Annotated in this window: 21 protein-coding genes and 3 tRNA genes; all 24 read left to right on the top strand. The window is 59.0% G+C overall.

Translation table 11 applies throughout. The features are described from left to right. The first annotated feature begins 8 nt into the window (after positions 1-8). Positions 9-1,538 carry a sigma-54-dependent transcriptional regulator gene (locus GEOBRER4_RS09125; RefSeq protein WP_185245135.1) on the top strand — a complete coding sequence of 510 codons (1,530 nt, stop codon included), beginning with the start codon at positions 9-11 and terminating at the stop codon, positions 1,536-1,538. A 104-nt stretch (positions 1,539-1,642) separates the two neighbouring features. Further along, complete coding sequence (locus GEOBRER4_RS09130; RefSeq protein WP_404813884.1) at positions 1,643-2,731, top strand: glycosyltransferase family 9 protein; 1,089 nt, start codon at positions 1,643-1,645, stop codon at positions 2,729-2,731. 157 nt (positions 2,732-2,888) lie between these two features. Further along, positions 2,889-2,963, top strand: a tRNA-Val gene (locus GEOBRER4_RS09135). A 94-nt stretch (positions 2,964-3,057) separates the two neighbouring features. Then, a complete protein-coding gene (thrS, locus tag GEOBRER4_RS09140; protein ID WP_185245137.1) occupies positions 3,058-4,968 on the top strand; it encodes a threonine--tRNA ligase in 1,911 nt (636 codons plus the stop codon). 18 nt (positions 4,969-4,986) lie between these two features. Beyond that, complete coding sequence (infC, locus tag GEOBRER4_RS09145; protein ID WP_085812867.1) at positions 4,987-5,508, top strand: translation initiation factor IF-3; 522 nt, start codon at positions 4,987-4,989, stop codon at positions 5,506-5,508. A 27-nt stretch (positions 5,509-5,535) separates the two neighbouring features. Continuing rightward, the gene (gene rpmI, locus GEOBRER4_RS09150) at positions 5,536-5,733 is read left to right on the top strand and encodes a 50S ribosomal protein L35 (RefSeq protein ID WP_085812866.1); all 198 of its coding nucleotides are present in this window, start codon (positions 5,536-5,538) and stop codon (positions 5,731-5,733) included. A 227-nt stretch (positions 5,734-5,960) separates the two neighbouring features. Then, a complete protein-coding gene (gene rplT / locus GEOBRER4_RS09155; RefSeq protein ID WP_012530425.1) occupies positions 5,961-6,314 on the top strand; it encodes a 50S ribosomal protein L20 in 354 nt (117 codons plus the stop codon). Between the two features lie 77 nt (positions 6,315-6,391). Then, positions 6,392-7,408, top strand: coding sequence for a phenylalanine--tRNA ligase subunit alpha (gene pheS / locus GEOBRER4_RS09160; RefSeq protein WP_185245138.1), 1,017 nt, complete (start codon positions 6,392-6,394; stop codon positions 7,406-7,408). A 175-nt stretch (positions 7,409-7,583) separates the two neighbouring features. Continuing rightward, a complete protein-coding gene (pheT, locus tag GEOBRER4_RS09165; protein WP_185245139.1) occupies positions 7,584-9,989 on the top strand; it encodes a phenylalanine--tRNA ligase subunit beta in 2,406 nt (801 codons plus the stop codon). A 90-nt stretch (positions 9,990-10,079) separates the two neighbouring features. Next, entirely contained in the window at positions 10,080-10,358 is a 279-nt protein-coding gene (locus GEOBRER4_RS09170) for an integration host factor subunit alpha (RefSeq protein ID WP_085812863.1), read from the top strand. A 2-nt stretch (positions 10,359-10,360) separates the two neighbouring features. Then, entirely contained in the window at positions 10,361-10,699 is a 339-nt protein-coding gene (locus tag GEOBRER4_RS09175; protein WP_185245140.1) for a MerR family transcriptional regulator, read from the top strand. Between the two features lie 14 nt (positions 10,700-10,713). Beyond that, positions 10,714-10,790: transfer RNA gene (locus GEOBRER4_RS09180), tRNA-Pro, on the top strand. Between the two features lie 318 nt (positions 10,791-11,108). Beyond that, positions 11,109-11,738, top strand: coding sequence for a paraquat-inducible protein A (locus GEOBRER4_RS09185; RefSeq protein ID WP_185245141.1), 630 nt, complete (start codon positions 11,109-11,111; stop codon positions 11,736-11,738). Further along, the gene (locus GEOBRER4_RS09190) at positions 11,735-12,382 is read left to right on the top strand and encodes a paraquat-inducible protein A (RefSeq protein WP_185245142.1); all 648 of its coding nucleotides are present in this window, start codon (positions 11,735-11,737) and stop codon (positions 12,380-12,382) included. Before GEOBRER4_RS09185 ends, GEOBRER4_RS09190 begins: the two co-directional genes overlap by 4 nt. Beyond that, positions 12,375-14,054 (top strand): PqiB family protein, encoded by a 1,680-nt coding sequence (locus tag GEOBRER4_RS09195; protein ID WP_185245143.1) that lies wholly within the window; start codon positions 12,375-12,377, stop codon positions 14,052-14,054. The genes GEOBRER4_RS09190 and GEOBRER4_RS09195 overlap by 8 nt, the downstream gene beginning before the upstream one ends. 2 nt (positions 14,055-14,056) lie before the next feature. Further along, the gene (locus GEOBRER4_RS09200; protein ID WP_185245144.1) at positions 14,057-14,650 is read left to right on the top strand and encodes a PqiC family protein; all 594 of its coding nucleotides are present in this window, start codon (positions 14,057-14,059) and stop codon (positions 14,648-14,650) included. A 99-nt stretch (positions 14,651-14,749) separates the two neighbouring features. Further along, positions 14,750-15,733: a glucokinase gene (gene glk, locus GEOBRER4_RS09205; RefSeq protein WP_185245145.1), complete on the top strand. Its 984-nt coding sequence runs from the start codon at positions 14,750-14,752 to the stop codon at positions 15,731-15,733. A 205-nt stretch (positions 15,734-15,938) separates the two neighbouring features. Further along, positions 15,939-16,478: a MucR family transcriptional regulator gene (locus tag GEOBRER4_RS09210; RefSeq protein WP_185245146.1), complete on the top strand. Its 540-nt coding sequence runs from the start codon at positions 15,939-15,941 to the stop codon at positions 16,476-16,478. Between the two features lie 190 nt (positions 16,479-16,668). Further along, complete coding sequence (locus GEOBRER4_RS09215) at positions 16,669-17,328, top strand: FKBP-type peptidyl-prolyl cis-trans isomerase (RefSeq protein ID WP_185245147.1); 660 nt, start codon at positions 16,669-16,671, stop codon at positions 17,326-17,328. A gap of 160 nt (positions 17,329-17,488) precedes the next feature. After that, a tRNA-Met gene (locus tag GEOBRER4_RS09220) sits at positions 17,489-17,565 on the top strand. An 86-nt stretch (positions 17,566-17,651) separates the two neighbouring features. Next, positions 17,652-18,950 carry a site-specific integrase gene (locus GEOBRER4_RS09225; protein WP_185245148.1) on the top strand — a complete coding sequence of 433 codons (1,299 nt, stop codon included), beginning with the start codon at positions 17,652-17,654 and terminating at the stop codon, positions 18,948-18,950. A gap of 83 nt (positions 18,951-19,033) precedes the next feature. Further along, the gene (locus GEOBRER4_RS09230; protein WP_185245149.1) at positions 19,034-19,444 is read left to right on the top strand and encodes a hypothetical protein; all 411 of its coding nucleotides are present in this window, start codon (positions 19,034-19,036) and stop codon (positions 19,442-19,444) included. 512 nt (positions 19,445-19,956) lie between these two features. Continuing rightward, entirely contained in the window at positions 19,957-20,535 is a 579-nt protein-coding gene (locus tag GEOBRER4_RS09235) for a recombinase family protein (RefSeq protein WP_185245150.1), read from the top strand. A 269-nt stretch (positions 20,536-20,804) separates the two neighbouring features. Further along, complete coding sequence (locus GEOBRER4_RS09240; RefSeq protein ID WP_135871972.1) at positions 20,805-21,047, top strand: hypothetical protein; 243 nt, start codon at positions 20,805-20,807, stop codon at positions 21,045-21,047.

The raw sequence follows: 21,047 nt of genomic DNA on the forward strand, positions 1-21,047 counted from the left end.
GAGCAACCATGACGGACTCACCGACGAAAATACTTATCATCGACGACGAGAGGGATGTCTGCACCTTCTTCAGCCGGCTCTTGTCGCGCAAGGGGTATCAGGTGGTCACCGCTGCCAGCCAGCCCGAAGCGCTCTCAGCCCTTCAGGCGGAGCAGTTCAGCGTGGCGCTCGTGGACCTGAAGCTGCCGGATACCGACGGGATAACGCTCCTGGAGATCATCAAGTCGCGCCAGCCCGCCTGCGAGGTCATCATCATGACCGGGTACTCCACGGTGAAGACGGCCGTAGCGGCCATGCAGCTTGGCGCCTACGAGTACCTGGAAAAGCCCTTCGACGACATCGACCAGATCGAGCAGCTGGTGGGGAGGGCCGCAGGTTCCGGCGCGAACCTCCTCAAAGGGGACACCTCCCATGACGAGTGGGCCGAAGTGGCCCAGGGGGTGGGGTTTCGGGTCGGGAGCTCCCCGGCCATGAAGCGGATGGTCTCGCTTGCCTACAAGGTGGCAGGCAAGGACATCAGCGTGTTGATCCAGGGGAAGACCGGCACCGGGAAAGAGGTGCTGGCCCGCTTCATACACGCAGCCTCCTGCCGCGCCGGCCAGCCCTTCATCCCGGTCAACTGCGGCGCCCTTCCCGAGAACCTGTTGGAGAGCGAGCTCTTCGGGCACGAGAAGGGTGCCTTCACCGGGGCCAACCAGACCCGCCGGGGGATCTTCGAGCTCGCCAACAACGGCACGCTCCTTCTGGACGAGATCGGGGACGCGACACCGCAGATCCAGGTCAAGCTCCTGCGCGTCCTTGAGACCGGAGAGTTCATGAGGGTAGGGGGGGAGCGCCCGATCAAGACCGACGTCAGGGTGATAGCCGCGACCAACGTCGACCTGGAGCAGGCCATAGCGGAGAAGAGCTTCCGCGAGGACCTCTTTTACCGCCTGAACGTGGTGCGGCTGGAGATCCCGTCCCTTAGCGCGCGCTCCGAGGATATCCCGCTTCTGGCCGAGCATTTCGTGCATCAGTTGAACCGCGAACTGAAGCTTGCCGCGGGGACCGTCCGGATGCTGCAGGGTTACGCCTGGCCCGGGAACATCCGTGAGCTGGCCAACGTGATGAGGCGGGCTGTGGTGATCTGCAACGGCGACACCATCCTCCCCGAGCACTTAGGTGGCACCTTTCTCGCTGGCCCCACCGCGCCGGAGCGCGGAACCGTAATTAAAGCGGTCCAGCAACCGGACCGCGGCGGGATGCAGGGGGCACTCCTTGAACAGTGCGGCGCGCCGGAGGAGCTGGAGCGGCTGGATGCCGACGAGCTGAACCGGCTTTTGGACTCTCTGCGCCAGGCGCAGTCAAACCTCCTGGGCGTGATGCGCAAGAAGAAGATCGTTCCTGCCCTGCACGCGCTCAAGGATTCGGAGGCCGAGACCATCAAGGAAGCGCTGGCGCAGTACGACGGCAACATCACCGAGGCAGCCAGGGCGCTTGGGATCGCCCGCAACACGCTCTACCGGAAGATCAAGGAGCTGGGGCTCCCTGGAAGGTAGCCGTAGCGGAGGCCGAAAAAGCCGGCGTTGCAATAAGCCCGCTTTTTCTGTATAGATGAACCGCCCCGGCCCTTTCCCACGCGCCGGGTCCTGTCCTGGAGGGAGTGGCATTGAAGGCAACCCTGTTGAAACGGCTCGACGCCGCTGTCGGCCCGCTGCTGACCTGGCTCCTTCCCAAGAGGGGGTTGCCCGATTCCCTACCTTCCCCACTGCGTTTCCTGGTCATCCGTCCCGGCGGCATCGGAGACGCGGTGCTCCTCATCCCGGCGCTGAGGGCGCTGCAAGAAACCTTTCCCGGCTGCAGCATCGACCTTCTCGCCGAAAGCCGCAATGCCGCGGCCTTCCAGATGTGCCCGGGGCTGAACCGGGTGCTGCGCTACGATTCCCTCACCCAAGTTGCATCAGTATTGCGGACCCCTTACGACGTGGTGATAGACAGCGAGCAGTGGTACCGTCTCTCCGCAGTCCTGGCGAGATTAGTCCGTGCGCGGCGCTCCATCGGCTTTTGCACCAACGATCGCGGCAGGCTCTTCACCGATCCGGTCCCTTATACCTTAGATGATTACGAGCTCCTCTCCTTCTTCAGGCTCCTTGCCCCGCTTGGTGTGCAGCCTCCCCGGGGTACGTCGGCTCCCTTTCTCAAGCTCCCGGCCGGTGCGAAGGAGGGGGCGCGGCGTCTCCTGGCCCCTCTGGAAGGTAGATCCTTCGTGGCAGTTTTCCCGGGAGCGAGCGTCCCCGAGAAGCAATGGGGGGAGGATAATTTCCGGCAGGTGGCCGAGGGACTCGTCGCCGCGGGTATCGCCGTGGTCGTAGTCGGCGGCGACGACGCCCGCGCCGTGGGCGAGCGCCTGGCCAGAGGCGGGGTGGCGCTGAACCTGGCGGGGAAGGGGGGGCTCATGGAGAGCGCCGCCGTACTTGCCGAGGCGGGGGTCCTTTTAAGCGGCGACTCCGGGGTTTTGCACCTAGCGGCTGGGCTTGGGACCGCGACTGTCTCGCTTTTCGGTCCCAGCGATGCGGAGAAGTGGGCCCCGAAGGGGGAGCGGCACGTTAAATTTACCTCTTCGCTTTCCTGCGCCCCCTGCTCTAGGTACGGAACCATCCGCTGCAGCGCCGGCGCATGCTGCCTGGATGTCGCGCCGTCTGAAGTGACCGCCGCCATGCTGAGGCTGTGTGAGAAGGATCGCCGGCCCTGAAACCGGAAATGACGCTAAAACCGGTGCTTGCACAGCTGGATCCTGAAGCTTCACCCTGGGAAGCTGCTCCAATGAGAAATTTTCCTTTTTCTTAAACAAAAAGCCTTGACTTTGTTTTGGTGAATTGGTACAAAGTCCGAGTTCCACAGCAGCAAACAGGCGCGTAGCTCAGGGGTAGAGCACTAGCTCGACACGCTAGGGGTCGGCGGTTCGAAACCGCCCGCGCCTACCAATCAAAAGAGACCTTCAGTACGAGGTTCGACGGAGGCATCGAGTTTCGATGCCTCTTTCTGTTTGTCTTAATGATTTTTCAAAAGGGGCTTTGCATGAACGAGATAAACGTCACGCTACCAGATGGTTCCCAAAGACCCTTACCCGCAGGTGCATCCATTTTCGACCTTGCCGCTTCCATCGGAGCGGGGCTTGCCAAGGCGGCCATCGCCGGGAAGATCGACGGCAACCTGGTCGACCTCAATACGCCTCTTAGCGACGGCGCCCGCGTCGAGATCATCACCGAGAAAAGCCCGGAGGCTCTGGAGATCATCAGGCACTCCACCTCGCACCTGATGGCGCAGGCGGTGAAGGCGCTCTTCCCGCAGGCGAAGGTGACCATCGGCCCCGCCATCGAGACCGGCTTTTACTACGACTTCGACGTCGACCACCCGTTCACCCCGGAAGACCTCGAGAAGATAGAAGACAAGATGCGCGAGCTCGCCAAGTCCGATCTCAAGATCGAGCGCAAGGAGCTCTCCAGCGCCGACGCCATCGCCCTCTTCAAGGGGATGGGGGAGGACTACAAGGTCGAACTGATCGAGGACCTCGGCGCCGACAAGGTTTCGCTCTACAGCCAGGGTGACTTCGTCGACCTCTGCCGCGGACCGCATCTGCCGAAGACCTCCTACATTAAGGCCTTCAAGCTCACCTCCATCGCCGGCGCCTACTGGCGCGGCGACGAGAAGCGCGCCATGCTGCAGCGCGTCTACGGCACCGCCTTCGGCGACAAGAAGGAGCTGGAAGCCTACCTGGCCCGCATCGAAGAGGCTAAAAAGCGCGACCACCGCAAGCTCGGCCGCGAGCTGGATCTTTTCTCCTTCAACGACGAGGTCGGCGCCGGGCTCGTGATCTGGCACCCCAAAGGGGCGATGCTGCGCACCATCCTCGAGGACTTCGAGAGGAAGGAGCACCTGAAGCGCGGCTACGACATCGTCCAGGGTCCGCAGATCCTCAAGACCGAACTCTGGCAGCGCTCGGGGCACTACGAGAACTACCGCGAGAACATGTACTTCACCACGGTGGACGAGCAGAGCTACGGCGTGAAGCCGATGAACTGCCTGGCCCACATGATGATCTACCGCTCGCAGCTCCGCTCCTACCGCGACCTGCCGCTGCGCTACTTCGAGCTCGGCACGGTGCACCGCCACGAGCGCGCCGGCGTTCTGCACGGCCTTCTGCGCGTGCGCGGCTTCACCCAGGACGACGCGCACATCCTGTGCACCCCGGACCAGCTCGACGCCGAGATCAAGGGTGTCATCCAGTTCGTCACCGAGGTGATGGGTATCTTCGGCTTCGAGTTCGAGATGGAACTCTCCACCCGTCCCGAGAAGTCGATCGGTTCCGACGACGCCTGGGAGCTCGCCACCAGCGCGCTTCTGAACGCGCTCAAGGATTCCGGCCGCCCCTACGAGATCAACGAGGGGGACGGCGCATTCTACGGTCCGAAGATCGACATCAAGCTCCGTGACGCGCTTGACAGGCGTTGGCAATGTGCTACAATCCAGTGCGATTTTACCCTCCCGGAGCGTTTCGATCTCACCTATGTCGACGCAGACGGTGAAAAGAAGCGCCCCGTCATGGTGCACAGGGTCATCCTGGGCGCCATCGAACGGTTCATCGGTGTCCTCATCGAGCACTTCGCTGGAAACTTCCCGACTTGGCTGGCACCGGTTCAGGCGACCATCGTTACGGTCACCGACAACCAGATTCCGTACGCGCAGGCGGCGTTCGACAAGCTGCGCGCGGCCGGGATCAGGGTGCAGAAGGATTTCAGGAACGAGAAGCTCGGCTTCAAGATCCGCGAAGCCCAGCTCCAGAAGATACCGTACATGCTGGTGGTAGGGGACAAGGAGGTCGAGGGAGGCCTGCTGGCGCCGCGTTTCCGCGACGGCAAGAACCTCGACTCCATGACACCGGAGCAGTTCGTTTCATTTATCGAAAACGAAGTCAAGAACTACAAATAATAGATAGGAGGTGGCGTCATAGCTAAACCTACAGTCAACATCAATCAGACCATCAGGGCCAAAGAGGTAAGGGTAGTAGGTGCCGATAGTGAGCAGCTTGGTATTCTTCCGCTTCGGGAGGCCTTGGCGCTGGCTGAGAGCCAGCAACTGGACCTGGTAGAGGTTTCGCCGACAGCCGTCCCCCCCGTCTGCCGTATCATGGATTACGGCAAGTTCAAATATCAGCAGGCCAAGAAACTGGCCGAGGCCAAGAAAAAGCAGGTCCAGGTGGAGTTGAAGGAAGTCAAGCTCCGTCCCAAGACCGACACGCACGACCTGGAGTTCAAGGTGAAGCACGTGCGCCGCTTCCTGGAAGAAGGGAACAAGGCGAAGATCACCGTCGTCTTCCGCGGACGCGAGATCACGCACCAGGAACTGGGTATGGCCGCTCTGGAGAAATTCGCCGCCGAACTCGCCGACATAGCTCTGGTCGAGGTAAGGCAGAAGATGGAAGGCCGCAGCATGTTCATGATCGTGGCCCCCAAAGTAAAAGCAAAATAAACACCACCACAAAGGAGTAGTAAAACAATGCCTAAAATGAAGACCCATAGGGGCGCCGCCAAGCGTTTCAGCAAGACCGGCACAGGCAAAATCAAGATGGCCCACGCTTTCACCAGCCACATCCTGACCTCGAAGACCAGGAAGACCAAGCGCAACCTGCGTAAGGGCGGCATCGTCGCAGCTTCCGACCACAAGAACATCAGCTGCCTCATCCCCTACAAATAATCAGGGGCTAGGGACTAGGGGCTAGGGGCTAGAAAATCAAGACCTAGGAACTAGAACCGGAGACTAAATAGCTAATGACCAGGGAATAGGACAGGCGGTGCAAGGATGCTGTGATTTAACCAGCCCCTGGCCCCCAGCCCCTAGTCCCCGGTTTACCAAGTCCGAGAACCGTGAGGAAACGTCTCCCCTTGCGGATCCGGCTAATTTAAAAACCAGAAGGAGTATGTATGCCAAGAGTAAAGCGCGGTTTTAAAGCGAGACAGAGAAGAAACAAGGTGTTGAAACTTGCCAAGGGTTACCGCGGCGCCAGGAGCAAATTGTTCAGGAGCGCCACCGAAGCGGTGGACCGCGCACTGAACTACGCGTTCAGGGACAGAAGGGTGAAGAAGAGGGACTTCAGGGCTCTCTGGATCACCAGGATCAACGCGGCAGCGAGGATCAACGGTCTCTCCTACAGCAAACTGATCCACGGACTCAAACTTGCCAACGTAGAGATCGACAGGAAAGTGATGGCCGACCTGGCCGTTTCCGACCCGAACGGTTTCGCGGCAATCGCGGCGGCAGCCAAAGCAAAATTTTAATACATACCGCGGGCATAAAAAAAGAAATGGGATAGCGATGTCTCATTTCTTTTTTTTTCCGCAATAGGGCATTGCACATGAAGGCTAAACTGGAAGCACTTTTGGATCAGGCACTCTCCGAGCTGGCGCAAGCATCCACCGAGGAGGGCGTGCAGGAGTTGCGGGTCAAGTACCTGGGGAAAAAGGGTGAACTCACCTCCGTGATGAAGGGGCTGGGAGCGCTCACCCCGGAGGAACGTCCCGTGATCGGCCAGGTGGTGAACACGGTCAAGGGCAAGCTCGAAGAGGCGTTCGAGGTCCGCGCCGGTGAGATCCGCGAGGCGGTGAAGAGCGCCCGGCTCTCCGCAGAGAAGATCGACGTGACCCTTCCCGGCCGTCGCCGGCCGCTGGGCTCCAAGCACCCCATCACGCTTGTCACCGAGGAGATCACCTCCATCTTCGGCGCACTGGGGTTCGCGGTCGCCGAAGGGCCCGAGATCGAGCTCGACTTCTACAACTTCGAGGCGCTGAACCTCCCGAAGGACCACCCCGCCCGCGACATGCAGGACACCTTCTACTTCGGCGAGAGCGTCCTTCTTAGGACCCACACCTCCCCGGTGCAGATCCGCACCATGCTGAAGCAGCCGCCGCCGGTACGGATCATCGCACCGGGCACCGTGTACCGCTGCGACTCCGACGCCACCCACTCGCCCATGTTCCACCAGGTCGAGGGTCTCATGGTGGACAAAGGGATCACCTTCGGCGACCTGAAGGGGATCCTGACGCTGTTCATCAGCCAGCTCTTTGGCTCCGACATCGGCGTGAGGCTCCGTCCCTCGTTCTTCCCGTTCACCGAGCCGTCGGCCGAGGTTGACATCGCCTGCGTCATCTGCCGCGGCAAGGGTTGCCGGGTCTGCAAGGAGACCGGCTGGCTCGAGATCCTGGGAGCCGGCATGGTCGACCCCGAGGTTTACCGCCACGTGGGGTACGACTCCGAGCTCTACACCGGCTTCGCCTTCGGGATGGGTATCGAGAGGATCGCCATGCTGAAGTACGGCATCGCCGACATGAGGCTCCTTTTCGAGAACGACCTCAGGTTCCTGAAACAGTTCTAAAAACAAGTCAAAAGCACGCACGCGGAAAAGGCAAAAACTGACGGATAGTAACAGATCAAGCTTCAAGAAATGGTTCAAGCTTGGAACCCAAGCTTTCTGGTTTATCTGAAGTTATCCGTAACAATCCGCTTAATCCGTGTGCAAAGCCTTTGACTCTCAAACGGATGGAATAGACATGATAGTTACCTATAACTGGCTCAAGGAATTCGTCGATTGCGACCTGCCCGCGGCGGAACTCTCGCACCTCCTCACCATGCTCGGCCTCGAGGTCGAGCGCATGGAAGAGCTGGGCGGCGGCATGGACGACGTGGTGGTGGCGAAGGTGCTGGAGAAAAACCAGCATCCCAACGCCGACAAGCTCTCCCTTTGCAAGGTGGACAACGGCAAGGAGATCCTGAACGTCGTCTGCGGCGCGCAGAACTTCAAGGCCGGCGACAAGGTCGCCCTGGCCCAGATCGGCGCGACGCTCCCCGGCGACTTCAAGATCAAGCGCTCCAAGATCCGCGGCGAGGAGTCCTGCGGCATGCTCTGCTCCGAAAAGGAGCTGGCGCTATCCCTGGAGTCCTCCGGGATCATGATCCTCCCCGAGGATTTCAAGATCGGCACCCCGCTCTTCGACGCACTCGGCACCAAGGACACCGTCTTCGAGATAGGGCTCACCCCCAACCGCGCCGACTGCCTGAGTGTCGTGGGCATCGCCCGCGAGATTGCGGCGAAGCTTGGGAAGAAGGTACACTACCCCGGCCTCGAGGTCGCCGAGACCGGCGCCCCCATCGACGGCATCGCCTCGGTGGCCATTAAGGCGCCCGAGCTCTGCCCGCGCTACACCGCGCGCCACATCACCGGATGCACGCTCGCGCCTTCGCCGGCCTGGCTCGCCAACCGGCTGCAGGCAGCTGGGATCCGCTCCATCAACAACGTGGTCGACGTCACCAACTACGTCCTCCTCGAGTACGGCCACCCGCTGCACGCTTTCGACTTCAAGCTCGTTTCCGGCGGGAAGATCGTGGTCGCCGCGGCAGGCGAGGGGGAGAAGTTCGTCACTCTCGACGGGCAGGAGCGCGTCCTTACCTCGAACGACCTCACCATCCGCGACGCCGAAAAAGGTGTTGCCCTTGCCGGCATCATGGGCGGCGGCAACTCCGAGATAGGGGAGGGGACCACCGAGGTGCTTCTTGAGAGCGCCTACTTCAACCCCTCCGCCATCAGGAAGACCTCCAAACGCCTGGGGATCCACACCGAATCGTCGCACCGCTTCGAGCGCGGCACCGACGTGGCCGGCCTGACCCGTGCGCTGGACCGCGCGGCTCAGCTCATCGCGGAACTCTCCGGCGGAAATATCGCCAAGGGGGTCATCGACGTTTACCCGCACCCCGTTAAGCCGCGTACGATCAAGGCGAGGCTTGCCCGCATCAACGCGGTCACCGGCCTTTGTCTGAGCGCCGCCGAGGTACAGGACATACTGGAGCGCCTGGAGTTCGAGGTGACGCAGACCGAGCCCGGCGTGTTCCAGGTGACGGTGCCCCTTTTCAGGGTGGACCTGGAGCGCGAAATCGACCTGGTAGAGGAAGTGGTAAGGCTGAACGGCTTCGAGAAGGTCCCGGCCACCTTGCCGCAGGCCTCCGTCTTCTCGGACCTCCCCTCCGATGCCCAGCACCTCGCCGCGCGGCTGAAGGGCCTCCTGGTCTCCCAGGGGCTTTCCGAGGTGATCAACTACAGCTTCGTGGCTCCTGCCTCCTGCGAGAAGATCTTGCTACCCGCCGACGACGTCAGAAGCAACGGCATGGTCCTCTTGAACCCCATCTCGGACGAGCTCTCCGTGATGCGCACCACCATGCTGCCGGGGCTTTTGGACACGGCCGTCAAGAACATCAGCTTCAGGACGCTGAACCTGCGCATCTTCGAGATGCGCCGCATCTACCTTCCCGCTCCTGGCAAGGAGCTTCCCGAAGAGCCCCTCTACGTCTCGGCACTGCTCACGGGGAACCGCGACCTCGAAGGGTGGAACCAGCAAAAGGGTGAGATCGACTTCTTCGACGTGAAGGGTATCGCCGAGAACATCCTGGCCGACCTCTCCATCCCCAACGTGACCTTCTCCGCGGAAAGCCTTGACCCGTACTACCACCCGGGGAAGGCCTGCCGCATCCTCTGCGGCAACAGGGTACTGGGCTCCTTTGGGGAGCTGCATCCGACCGTGCAGGAGAACTACGGCATCGGCACGCCGCTTTACTACCTGGAGCTCAATTTCGAGGCGCTTCTTGCCTCCAGGAAGGGGAAAGGCGCGGCCCAGGTTCCTTCGCGCTTCCCCTCCACTTTCCGCGACATAGCGATGCTGCTTCCCAAGGAGTTCCCGGTGGCGGACGTGCTTTACTGCGTGAAGGGTGTGAAGGCTCCCGAGCTCGAAGGGGTGGATGTATTCGACGTCTACACCGGGGGGAACATCCCTGCAGGGGAGAAGAGCGTCGCCATACGTGTACGCTACGGGTCCAAGGAGAGGACTCTTACCGATGACGAGGTAACTCGACTGCACCAGCGGGTCACCGATGCCCTCAGTAAGAAATTAAATGTTTCCTTTAGATAAAAACGGTTGCGAAATCGAAATCGCTATGGTATTAGATTAAGCCGCTGTTGAGAAGCACACCAATGAAATGTTGAAGCTGTTGAGGGGGTTATGACCAAAGCAGACATAGTTGAGAAGATTTATGAGAAAGTGGGATTCTCCAAAAAAGAGTCCGCTGAACTCGTAGAGACGGTCTTCGACCTTATCAAGACCACTCTTGAAGAAGGTGACAAAATAAAGATTGCCGGCTTCGGCAACTTTGTAGTTAAAGAGAAAGCTGACCGTCGCGGCAGGAATCCCCAGACCGGCGAAGAGATCACCATCGTCGCCAGGAAGATCCTCACCTTCAAGCCGAGCCAGGTGCTGAAGAGCGCGATCAACAGCCAGTAGGGATGACGACCGGGATTCCGGATAAGCTGTACCTGAGGATAGGCGAGGTTTCCAGCATAACCGGGCTTCCAACTTCGGTGCTACGGTACTGGGAGACGGAATTCCAAAAGCTGGCTCCTAAGAAGAGCAGCAGCGGTCAAAGGCTCTACAGCAAGCAGGACGTGGAGCTGGTATCAGAGATAAAAGAACTCCTTTACGCCGAGAAGCTCACCATAGAGGGGGCTAGGAAGCGGTTGGAGGGAAAGAAAAAGTACCGAAAATCTGAGCTTTCCAGTGAAACACTCGCAGCCCTCATCGAGGAAGTGAAACTGGAGTTAACAAGCTTGAGGGATCAGTTGTAATTATCAGGTTTAATCGGTGCGTAGCGCAGCCTGGTAGCGCACTAGACTGGGGGTCTAGTGGTCGCTGGTTCGAATCCAGTCGCACCGACCATTTCAAATCAGCCGCTTGGGAGACTTCCTGGGCGGCTGATTTCGTTTGGCGGTCAGATTTATCGGGCAAGTCTGTTGAACGTGGAGCAGAGTTTGCCCACGAAGAACTGCACGAGACTGCGTTCCCCCCTTTGCGAAGGGGGGGCAGGGGGATTTGCCTCTGTGACTTTCGTCTTCTCGTCAAAGTCTTAAAGGCTGCTAACTGTGCGGTATGAGCGGACTTGCCGCAGTTATGGTATGTTTTCTTCCGGCACCGCTTCCCGTACCAGAGCCGGTTCCATCCCACCGACCGGCCGCGAGCATTGGAGCTTGTGAGTTTATGGCTGACCGACCCGCACAACTTATCGCCTGTCACGAGTGCGACCTGCTGCAGCGCGACATCCCGCTCAACCCCGGTTGCACCGCCAGTTGCAGGCGCTGCGGCGCAGTCCTTTACCGCAACGCGACCGACAGCATCAATCGCACCCTGGCGTACACGCTTGCAGCCGGGATCCTCTTCGTGGTCGCCAACTCTTTCCCCATCTTCAGTATCGAGGTATCCGGGGACCGCAGCGCCATCACCCTTTTCGGCGCCGTCCGAGCACTCTGGGAGCAGGGGGTGCGGACCATCTCCGTCATGGTCTTCATCACTGCAATCCTGGTCCCCTGCCTTGAGCTCTTTTCGCTGACCGCACTCCTTTTGCCCCTGAAACTCGGCCTCGTTCCTCCGAAGTACACCCTGTTCATGCGCACCTTGCAGTTCATTGAGCCGTGGGGGATGGTCGAGGTGTTCATGCTCGGGGTGCTGGTCTCCCTGGTGAAGCTGACCAACAACTTCAGGGTCATCCCCGGTTTCGCCCTTTACTCCTTCGGCCTTTTGACCCTGCTCATAGCGGCGGCCGCAGCTTCCTTCAGCGCGCGCGACATCTGGAACAGGCTCGACGAGATGATGAGACAGGAGGGGGCGTGACTCAGGTGAATTCCGGCATACCGAGTGCGGCAAGCAACGGGCTTTGCTCCTGCCACGTCTGCCGCCTGGTCTCGCGGCGCAGCCGCTTCTCGCGCCGCGAACACTGCCCCCGCTGCGGGGCTACGCTTCATTTTCGTAAGCCTCGGAGCATCGAGCGCTGCTGGGCCCTGGTGATCGCCTCCTATATCCTGTACATACCGGCCAACCTGCTGGTCATGATGGAGACCGGCTCGCTGATAAACTACCGCAAGGACACCATAGTAAGCGGCGTGGTGCACCTTTGGAAAACCGGCTCCTGGATGATAGCCGTCATAGTCTTCATAGCCAGCGTGGCGATTCCGGTCTTGAAGCTGTTCTCGCTCACCTTTTTGCTGATCAGCGTGCAGCGCCGCTCGACTTGGCGCCCGAGGCAGCGCACCCGCCTGTTCCGGCTCCTGGAAGCGGTGGGACGCTGGTCCATGCTCGATATTTACGTGGTCACCCTCCTTGCCGCGCTGGTGCAACTAGGCTCACTGGCTGTGGTGAAGGCGGGGCCTGCCGCGGTCGCCTTCGGCGCCGTGGTGATCTTGACCATGTTCGCCACCATGCAGTTCGACCCGCGCCTGATCTGGGACCCCCTGCAGAAAGAGGAAATTCATGACTGATACACCTGAGAAAAACGCCCTCGACGACATCCCCGAGGCGGTCAGCGAGCCCAAGCGCCGTTTCAGCATCCAGCTGGTCTGGATCATCCCGATCGTCGCCGCGCTTATCGGACTCTCCATCGCCGTCAAGGCATACATCGACCGCGGGCAGGTCATCACCATCACCTTCAAGACCGGCGAGGGGCTGGAGGCGGGGAAGACCAAGCTCAAGTACAAGGACGTGATGATCGGCGAGGTGAAGTCGATCGCCATATCCAACGACCGCTCCCACGTGGTGGTGACCGCCGAGGTGACCAAGGACGCCCGCGGCCTCATGGTCAAGGACACCCGTTTCTGGGTGGTGCGGGCGCGGATTTCCGGCGGCAACGTCTCCGGCCTGAACACGCTTCTCGGTGGATCCTACATCGGCGTCGAGGCGGGAACCTACACCGAGCCGCGCGAGGATTTCGTAGGGCTTGAATCGCCTCCCGCGGTATCCGTAGATGTCCCCGGGCGCCAGTTCGTGCTGCACTCAACTGAGGTCGGCTCGCTCGACACCGGCTCCCCCATATTTTTCCGCCGCATGCAGGTGGGGCAGGTGGTCGGGACCGAATTGGACCGCGACGGCAAGGGGGTCACGGTCAAGATCTTCATCCGCTCCCCTTACGACAAGTTCATCAAGGTCAACACCTACTTCTGGCATGCCAGCGGCATCGACCTGACCTTGAGTGCCAGCGGGGTGAAGGTCGACACCGAGTCCATGGTGTCGATCCTTCTGGGGGGGATCTCCTTCGAGGAGCCTGAAGGGAAGGGGGATGCACCCCCCGCGCCTCCCAACACCATATTCTCCCTCTACGCGACCAGGGACGACGCCGCCAAGCATGCGGCGGCCGTGGAGAAGTTCGTGCTCGTCTTCAAGGAATCGGTGCGCGGGCTCGCCGTGGGAGCGCCGGTCGACCTTCGCGGGGTGACGGTGGGCGAGGTTACCAAGATCGACGTGGCGCTCAACGCCAAGGGAACGGATTTCACTGTCCCGGTCGAGATACAGTTCTACCCCAACCACCTCCTTCCCAAGGCAAACGGACAGGAGAAGGCGCCGGAGACAGGCGACCGGATGCTTAGGAGGCTTTTGGACGACATGGTGGCGCACGGCTTCCGCGCGCAGATCAAGAGCGCTAGTCTTCTCACCGGTCAGCTTTACGTGGCGCTCGACTTCGTGCCGGGGACACGACCGGCGAAGATCGACTGGAAAGCGGACCCGCCGCGCTTCCCGACCGTCCCGGGGTCGATGGAGAAGCTGCAGAAGAACCTGATCGAGATCGTGCAGAGGATCGAGAAGCTCCCGCTTGAGCAGATCGCCGGCGACGCGGGGACCACCATACGCTCGCTCGATTCCACGCTGAAAAGCGCCGACCAGTTGCTGAAGAACATGGACCGCAACCTGGTCCCGGAGGCACGCTCCGTCCTCATAGAGTCGCGACAGGCCATCGACGAGGTCAAGAAGACCCTTGCCGATGCGCGTCAGACCCTGGGAGGGGCCAACGGCGTCCTCGCCCCGGACGCCCCGGTGCAGATCGACCTGCGTGACACCATGCGCGAGGTGTCGCGCGCCGCCCAGTCGCTGAGGGTTCTGGGCGACTACCTGGAGCAGCACCCCGAAGCGCTGATCCGAGGTAAAAAACAGGAGAAATAGCCATGCGCAAGCCAGCCCTATGCCTGATATCGCTCGTCCTGGTACTGTCGGTTTCCGCCTGCAGCAGGTCGCCTCGATCAAACTTCTACACCCTTGTCCCACAGGCGTTGCCGCCCGGGCAGGCGCTCTCAGCCGCGGCCCCGTCGGTCTCCGTAGGCCCGGTCACCATCCCCGAAGTAGTCGACCGCCCCCAGATCGTCTTGCGCGTTGCCGAAAACAGGGTCGAGGTCCTGGAGAGTCACCGCTGGGCTGAGCCTTTGAAGAGCGAGATACCGCGCCTGATGGCGCAGGATCTGGGTCGCATGCTTGGCTCCTCCCGTGTTTCCAGCTACGGGCAAAGCGCAGGCGCCGACGCGACCTACCGCGTGCTGGTCGACATCGCAAGGCTGGAGGCGGTTCCCGGGGAGGCGGCCACAGTCCAGGCGCTTTGGACCGTGCGCCGCGGCAGCGCCAGGATAAAGGGGGAGTCGCTGGTGCGCCAGAAGGTTTCTGGCCCCGGCTACGACCAGCTGGTCTCGGCCTGCAGCCGCGCGCTGGCGGGGGTGAGTTCCGACATTGCCAAGGCGATCCAGGCCGACGCCGCGGCGCTCCCCTGATATTCTGAACCGCCGGGTCCCGTCCTGTGCAGTGGGCGGGTGGTACAATATTGGCTTGTTGCCGTCGAACTGAAGAAACAGAGTTCATCAGGAGGGGTCATGGTCATTCTTGCTGGAGATGTCGGTGGAACCTCTACGCGGCTTGCCTACTTCGAGTCCACGCGCAACGGTCTGGTCGCGCTTGCCGAGGGCCGTTACCAAAGCCAGGAGCACAGCAGCTTAGCCGACATCGTGCGCCGCTTCGCCACCCAGTACCGCATGGACGCCCAAAAGGCCTGCTTCGGCATAGCAGGGCCGGTGATCGACGGCAGGGTGCGGACCCCGAACCTTCCCTGGAACATCGACAGCGGCGAGCTTGCTGCGGCAGTCGGCCTTAAAGAGGTGCGCCTGATCAACGACCTCGAGGCGAACACCTACGGCATCGCCGAGCTGAAGGCGCAGGACCTCTTGACGTTGAACCCCGGAGTGGCGGACCCTACAGGGACCATAGCCGTCGTCTCCGCCGGCACCGGCCTCGGCGAATCCCTCGCCTACTGGGACGGCGCCGCCCACAGGCCGCTTCCCAGCGAGGCGGGTCACGCCGATTTCGCCGCCAGAAACGAGGTCGAGGCAGACCTTTTGCTCTACCTTCAGGCGAAACACGGCCGGGTCAGCTACGAGCGCGTCCTCTCGGGCCCGGGGCTTCTCGATATCTACCGGTTTCTCAGGGACAGGCATTACTTCCAGGAAGACGAGGCCATCATAGCAGCCATGAACGCGGGGGACGCCCCTGCGGTCATCACCCGCGCGGCGCTGGATGGGAACTGCCCCATGTGCGAGAAGGCGCTCGATATCTTCGTTGCGGTCTACGGCGCCGAAGCAGGCAACGCGGCCCTCAGGTTCCTTGCCACCGGTGGCGTCTATCTCGGTGGGGGGATCGCTCCCAAGATCTCGGAGAAACTGCGTGGGGCTTCCTTCATCGTCGCCTTCACCGCAAAAGGGCGTCTCAGCTCTTTGGTGCAAACAATACCGGTGCATGTCATACTAAACGAGCGAACCGCACTGCTAGGTGCGGGCAGGGCTGCTTCAATCTCATCCAGTTGACCTTTGTCACTCGTACTTAATCCATTCTTGTCCTCTTTGTTGCCCAGCAACTGGCCTCAAAACCTTCCATGCTGACATCACAGCCACTGAATCTGCTTTTTTCTTCTAATAAACAGTCCTGCCTTTGTTGATTTATACTTTATCGTTGACAATATCTCTCTGTCTGCTATTAATCAGTCAATATATTCACAAAGGAGGATAATAGATGGCGACTCTGGTAGAGATAGCAGCGCAACTCGTGTCATCGCATGCTTCCAGCACTCCGATGACTTCGGACGAGCTTCTCGCAGAAATAAGCAAAGTACATGCAGCACTGAAGAACCTCGAAGCAGGTCAAAGCATAGAAGGAATCGACGAATCCAAGCCTTCCGTCAGCATGAAGGAAGCCTTCAGGAAGAACGAAGTGGTCTGCCTGGTGTGCGGCAAAGGGGGCTTCAAGACCCTTGCCCGCCATCTCTCCACAGCCCACGGCATGAAGCCTGGCGCCTATAAGAAGCAGTTCGGCATCTCCAGCAAGCAGGCGCTCTCGGCAAAGAGCTACTCCGAGGCGCGCAGGAAGATGGCCCAGGACCGTGGACTCGCCGACAACCTCGCCAAGGCGCGCGAAGTCCGCATGGCCAACATCGAAGCCAAGAAAGAGGGCGGGGCCGCCAGCGCGAAGGCAGCCAAACCCGCCAAGCCTGCAAAGGCTGCAAAAGCTGTCAAGGCGGCCAAGCCCAAAGCCGCTGCCAAGGCAAAGAAATAGCATAGCGGATTGGCACAAAAAAAGGCCCCTCTTTACGAGGAGCCTTTTTTTGTCTACTCCCCGCTTTGAACCGATTATCATAGAGTGCGCAGGCCCGACGAAAGATCAGTGCTGAAACAGTGATGACATTGGAAAAAATGTTGGTATAGTTTTGCCTGTTTCTCAAAATTTCACTCCGGAGGCATAACCCATGCGGAAACTGTTAGTTGTTGCTCTTGTTGTATTGACAGCTGTACCGGCCCTTGCTGCAGATGAAAAGAAAACCGACGAGTTGAAGACCTTTTATGCCATAGGGCAGGTCATGGCCCGCCAGCTCGGAGTGTTCAGCCTCGCCCCGGACGAATTGACCCAGGTGAAGAAGGGGCTTGACGACGGTATCGAAGGGAAGTCCCAGATCGACATCGAGGCCTACAAGATGAAGATCCAGCAGCTGGCCGTGGATCGCCGCAACGCGCAGGGCGAGAAGCTTGCTGCGCAGTCCAAGGAGTTCATCGAAAAGGCCGCTAAAGAGAAGGGGGCCGTGAAGACTCCGTCCGGGCTGGTCTACAAAACGATCAAGGAAGGGACGGGGGCAAGCCCTGCCGCCACCGACAAGGTGAAGGTCAACTATCGCGGGACGCTGATAGACGGCAAGGAATTCGACAGCTCCGCCGCGGCGGGCAAACCTGCCGAATTCCGCCTGGACCAGGTGATCAAGTGCTGGACCGAAGGGGTACAGAAGATGAAAGTCGGCGGCAAGGCTCAGCTCGTTTGCCCTCCTGACCTGGCCTACGGTGAGCGCGGTTCCGGGCTCATCCCTGCCAACGCCACCCTGGTGTTCGAAGTGGAGCTCCTCGACGTGACGAAGTAATGGCTTCTGGGCAGGGCTCTTTCCAATATGAAAAATTTCTAGCAGAATTTTTCGTTGACAAAAGAGGGCGGCTGCACTATAAAGGGAAGCTCTTGAGGCGCAGTAATCGGGCGGCTCGCAACGCAGTAGCTATTTGACATCATTAGCAATTTTAGAGCTTGGCGGTGTAGCTCAGCTGGTTAGAGCACACGGCTCATATCCGTGTTGTCCGGGGTTCAAGTCCCTGCACCGCCACCATTATATCTAAGTAGTTGTTATTGCTACTTAAAAACAGATCGCCCTTCATCTGACACACAACCTGACCCACAGTCGGGGGAGTGCTTATGAAGGGCTTTTTGCGTTTAAGGGGCAACACGTATTACTTTCGCTGTCGGGTGCCGCAGGACCTCCACGGGACGTTCTTCCAAGGGCAGGAGATACTGAAGTCCCTGCACACGAAGGACAGGAAACAGGCTAAGGATGCCGCCGCAGAATGGTACTGTCGGACCAACAGGATTTTCCACCTCTGCCGGTTTAACGCCTTGCCCATGAGTCAGCTTCAGGCGCTTGTCCAATCGGAGCTATTTCCTCCTAAGACTAAACCGGTTCAGCCTGCCTCACCGTTCCTCCGTAACCTCTTCGATACCTTTATAAGCGCGCACCGGGTGAACTGGCGAGAGAAGTCCTATGATGAGGTTGCGTATTCCCTTGAACTAGCTGTTGACGTTATCGGCAACATCCAGATTTGTCAGCTAACCTCAGATGTAATCAAATCCTACCTTGCGACGATACTGTTGCTTCCTGCCAACCACCGGAAGAAACAGACCCTCCGACACTTGAAGATCACCGAAATCATAAAACTTCCGGGTAACATCCCTATGTCCCGCAAGAGCGTATGTAAACACATGCAATGGCTAGGGGCTGCCCTGAAGCACGCAAAGATGGAGCACCTTCTAGACGGTGTCGTTCTGCCTGCTATCACAAGGAGTCCGCATGAGGAGAGGAGTGTCTATGCCCCGGAGGAGTTGCAGCGGATACTCGATAACCTAACATGGGATGAGAGGCACCCGGATCGGCTCTGGGTTCCCTTGATCGGGCTGCTTCAGGGGATGCGATTGAACGAGATTTGCCAGCTTCATGTTAATGATGTTAGTGCTGACGATGTCCCTAGCATCTCCATCAATGACGACGTGGATAAGCAGGTGAAGAACTCTGAGAGTTATCGGAGGGTTCCGATACACCCTAAGCTGCTGCAACTCGGCTTCCTCGACTTTGTCCACAGAGTGAAGCGGAGAGGGGAGGCTAGGCTGTTCTGGCAGTTGAAGCCGCACCGGGGAGCATACGCCCACTACACCGGGAAATGGTTTCAGACCTTCAACAGGAAGCACGTCACCTCTGATCCCAAAAAAGTATTCCATAGCCTGCGGCACGGCTTCATAGATTATCTTGCCAACAGCACGGAAGCGAAGGAGCATCAAATCGCATGGCTTGTTGGGCATACTAACCGGAAATCGCAGACAACAGGGCGATACACGAAGCCACCGACACCGGCTCAACTCATGCCGATACTACAGATGTTCGACGTTTCTGAGGTCCTTGAGTGGAAGGTGGTGGAGGCTGAAATCCAGAGGTCTTCCACGTAATCTTAAGAACGGCCTTGTATTGTGTTTTAAGATCGTCTAAGTTATTCGTCTTGTAATCTTAATGGTTTAGCACAGGAGGGTGCATGCTTCGGAAGGTCGTTGGTTTCTTGGTCGGTTTTGTAGGTTCTTTTGTTCTGATTGTCGTGGTTGTTTCCGCCATTAGCGTAAAACCCATGGGACCAGGTTGGCTTTTTCTGATGGTCGGTGCTGGCGTCTGGTGTTCCAGATTGTTTGCTCGTCCGAAAGAGGTTGTTGCTGCTTCTATTGAGAAGGTGTCGGAGTCTACCTCTCGGCCTAGGATGGTGGTTAGTCGTGTGTGGTGGTCACTTGATCCAAAGTTAAGATTGGCCCTTGTAGCAAGCACAGTGTGGATAGTCGCGGCCTACAGTATCCAAGATGACTATGAGCGGAACGTTAAAGTGGTGCTGCTACCGGCCTTAGCGGTTATTGCTTTCTACTTTGGGCACCGTTTCCTTGTTCAGGAAAAATCGTAACATCTGCACTTCCGAATGTTGAAGTGGGGCCGCTGATCTGCGAGGGTGTTCTGACAAACAGCGCGCACGGATTCTCCCCCAGGGCCACCTGTACCAACAGCGGGAGCAATGACGCGCATGACGGGGCGAGACAGCGATCGAGGATGCCCTGTGGCGGGTCTTTAGGTCCCGGTCAATACCTGTGGGTCGGTTCCTGCTGAGCTTGGACAGGCACGGTTTGACGGGGCAGGTGGGTACCCTGTCGGTGCCTACCCGATCACGCCACGCACGCGCGTTTACTTTAAAGGTTGCAGTTATAGAACAAGCCCGGTGATCGGTTGCACCTACAGAACGACAGACACCAGTACCGACAGAGCCACAGGTTCAACGGTCCCCTTGCCTATCTTTAGGCCATGCCCTTGCGATAGTTCCCAAAAAGTGGCCGTCATGCTATCACAAGAGTTGACAGTGTGATTTTGATAGGTTACTGTCACAGCGTCTTTGATCCTAGTGATAGTACGCAAGGGGGAGTTATGGCAATCATCGGATACGCACGGGTGAGCACACTTGACCAAGACCTGACAGCGCAGTTAGCACAACTGAACGCCGCAGGGTGTGACCGGATTTACAAAGAGAAGGCTTCAGGAGTTAAGCAGGATCGCCCTGAGTTGGCAGCTATGCTTGATTACGTCCGCGAGGGTGATACCGTCACTGTCTGCAAGTTAGATCGTGTTGCTCGGAGCACCAAGCACCTGCTGGACATTGTTGATACCCTCGAAGCAAAGCGGGTTACGTTCAAGGTGCTAAACATCAACCTTGATACCAGTTCACCGACAGGAAAGCTCATGCTGTCGATGCTCGGAGCCATCGGCCAGTTTGAACGGGAGATGATGCTTGAGCGTCAGCGTGAAGGTATCCAGCTTGCCAAGGATGCAGGAGCCTACAAGGGCCGGAAGCCTACTGCACGGGAAAAGGCCGCAGATGTCATGCAACTCCTAAGTGAAGGACTGACCAAGGAGGCGACAGCAGAACGCCTAGGCATCGGGGTTGCGTCAGTGTACCGTATTGCCAAGGATGCAAGAACCACCGCGACGCTACCCACCAGCATTTAGTTCCACTTATAGAAAACACCTCCCGCACTCCCTCCCGGCGAATCTAAAACCTCATAACGAACATCAAGGGCACCCCGCAAAGGTGCCTTTTGTTGTTTCAGCTACACGCACAGGCACCGCAGATGAAACGGGTTCCACTAGATGAAGCAAGGACGCCCTCGGCGTTGCTCGCGTTCACCCGCGTATCTGTTTTTCGTGACATAGCCGACAACCACACACCTAGTCCGAGCCAATACACCAGCGGACTACACCACCAAGGAGTAATACCCATGAACCAGCAGCAGACTCAGAAACGTTCCGGCAGTCAGTATCACCTTAACCTCGACCCTCTCACCTATGCAGCTCTTTGCGGATGCAAGCAGGCGTACCACAAGCACGGACAAGATTTCAGCAACTCCGTTATCGTGCGTCGTGCTCTTAGGGCACATCTTGAGCAACTTGAAGTGATGTCACCGCAAGCCATAGGGCAAGACATCATCAAAGCGAAACGAGCAGCAAAGGGGGTGCTGTAG

It is taken from the genome of Citrifermentans bremense, from assembly GCF_014218275.1.
GTDB classification, from domain to species: Bacteria; Desulfobacterota; Desulfuromonadia; order Geobacterales; family Geobacteraceae; genus Geomonas; species Geomonas pelophila.

Bases quoted from the DNA above. Each gene is read 5' to 3' on its own strand.
- GEOBRER4_RS09235 (WP_185245150.1), top strand. From the start codon at position 19,957: ATGGCAATCATCGGATACGCACGGGTGAGCACACTTGACCAAGACCTG.
- rplT (WP_012530425.1), top strand. From the start codon at position 5,961: ATGCCAAGAGTAAAGCGCGGTTTTAAAGCGAGACAGAGAAGAAACAAG.
- rpmI (WP_085812866.1), top strand. From the start codon at position 5,536: ATGCCTAAAATGAAGACCCATAGGGGCGCCGCCAAGCGTTTCAGCAAG.
- GEOBRER4_RS09175 (WP_185245140.1), top strand. From the start codon at position 10,361: ATGACGACCGGGATTCCGGATAAGCTGTACCTGAGGATAGGCGAGGTT.
- GEOBRER4_RS09240 (WP_135871972.1), top strand. From the start codon at position 20,805: ATGAACCAGCAGCAGACTCAGAAACGTTCCGGCAGTCAGTATCACCTT.
- pheS (WP_185245138.1), top strand. From the start codon at position 6,392: ATGAAGGCTAAACTGGAAGCACTTTTGGATCAGGCACTCTCCGAGCTG.
- GEOBRER4_RS09200 (WP_185245144.1), top strand. From the start codon at position 14,057: ATGCGCAAGCCAGCCCTATGCCTGATATCGCTCGTCCTGGTACTGTCG.
- GEOBRER4_RS09125 (WP_185245135.1), top strand. From the start codon at position 9: ATGACGGACTCACCGACGAAAATACTTATCATCGACGACGAGAGGGAT.
- glk (WP_185245145.1), top strand. From the start codon at position 14,750: ATGGTCATTCTTGCTGGAGATGTCGGTGGAACCTCTACGCGGCTTGCC.
- GEOBRER4_RS09210 (WP_185245146.1), top strand. From the start codon at position 15,939: ATGGCGACTCTGGTAGAGATAGCAGCGCAACTCGTGTCATCGCATGCT.
- GEOBRER4_RS09225 (WP_185245148.1), top strand. From the start codon at position 17,652: ATGAAGGGCTTTTTGCGTTTAAGGGGCAACACGTATTACTTTCGCTGT.
- thrS (WP_185245137.1), top strand. From the start codon at position 3,058: ATGAACGAGATAAACGTCACGCTACCAGATGGTTCCCAAAGACCCTTA.
- GEOBRER4_RS09215 (WP_185245147.1), top strand. From the start codon at position 16,669: ATGCGGAAACTGTTAGTTGTTGCTCTTGTTGTATTGACAGCTGTACCG.
- GEOBRER4_RS09195 (WP_185245143.1), top strand. From the start codon at position 12,375: ATGACTGATACACCTGAGAAAAACGCCCTCGACGACATCCCCGAGGCG.
- pheT (WP_185245139.1), top strand. From the start codon at position 7,584: ATGATAGTTACCTATAACTGGCTCAAGGAATTCGTCGATTGCGACCTG.
- GEOBRER4_RS09230 (WP_185245149.1), top strand. From the start codon at position 19,034: ATGCTTCGGAAGGTCGTTGGTTTCTTGGTCGGTTTTGTAGGTTCTTTT.
- GEOBRER4_RS09185 (WP_185245141.1), top strand. From the start codon at position 11,109: ATGGCTGACCGACCCGCACAACTTATCGCCTGTCACGAGTGCGACCTG.
- GEOBRER4_RS09170 (WP_085812863.1), top strand. From the start codon at position 10,080: ATGACCAAAGCAGACATAGTTGAGAAGATTTATGAGAAAGTGGGATTC.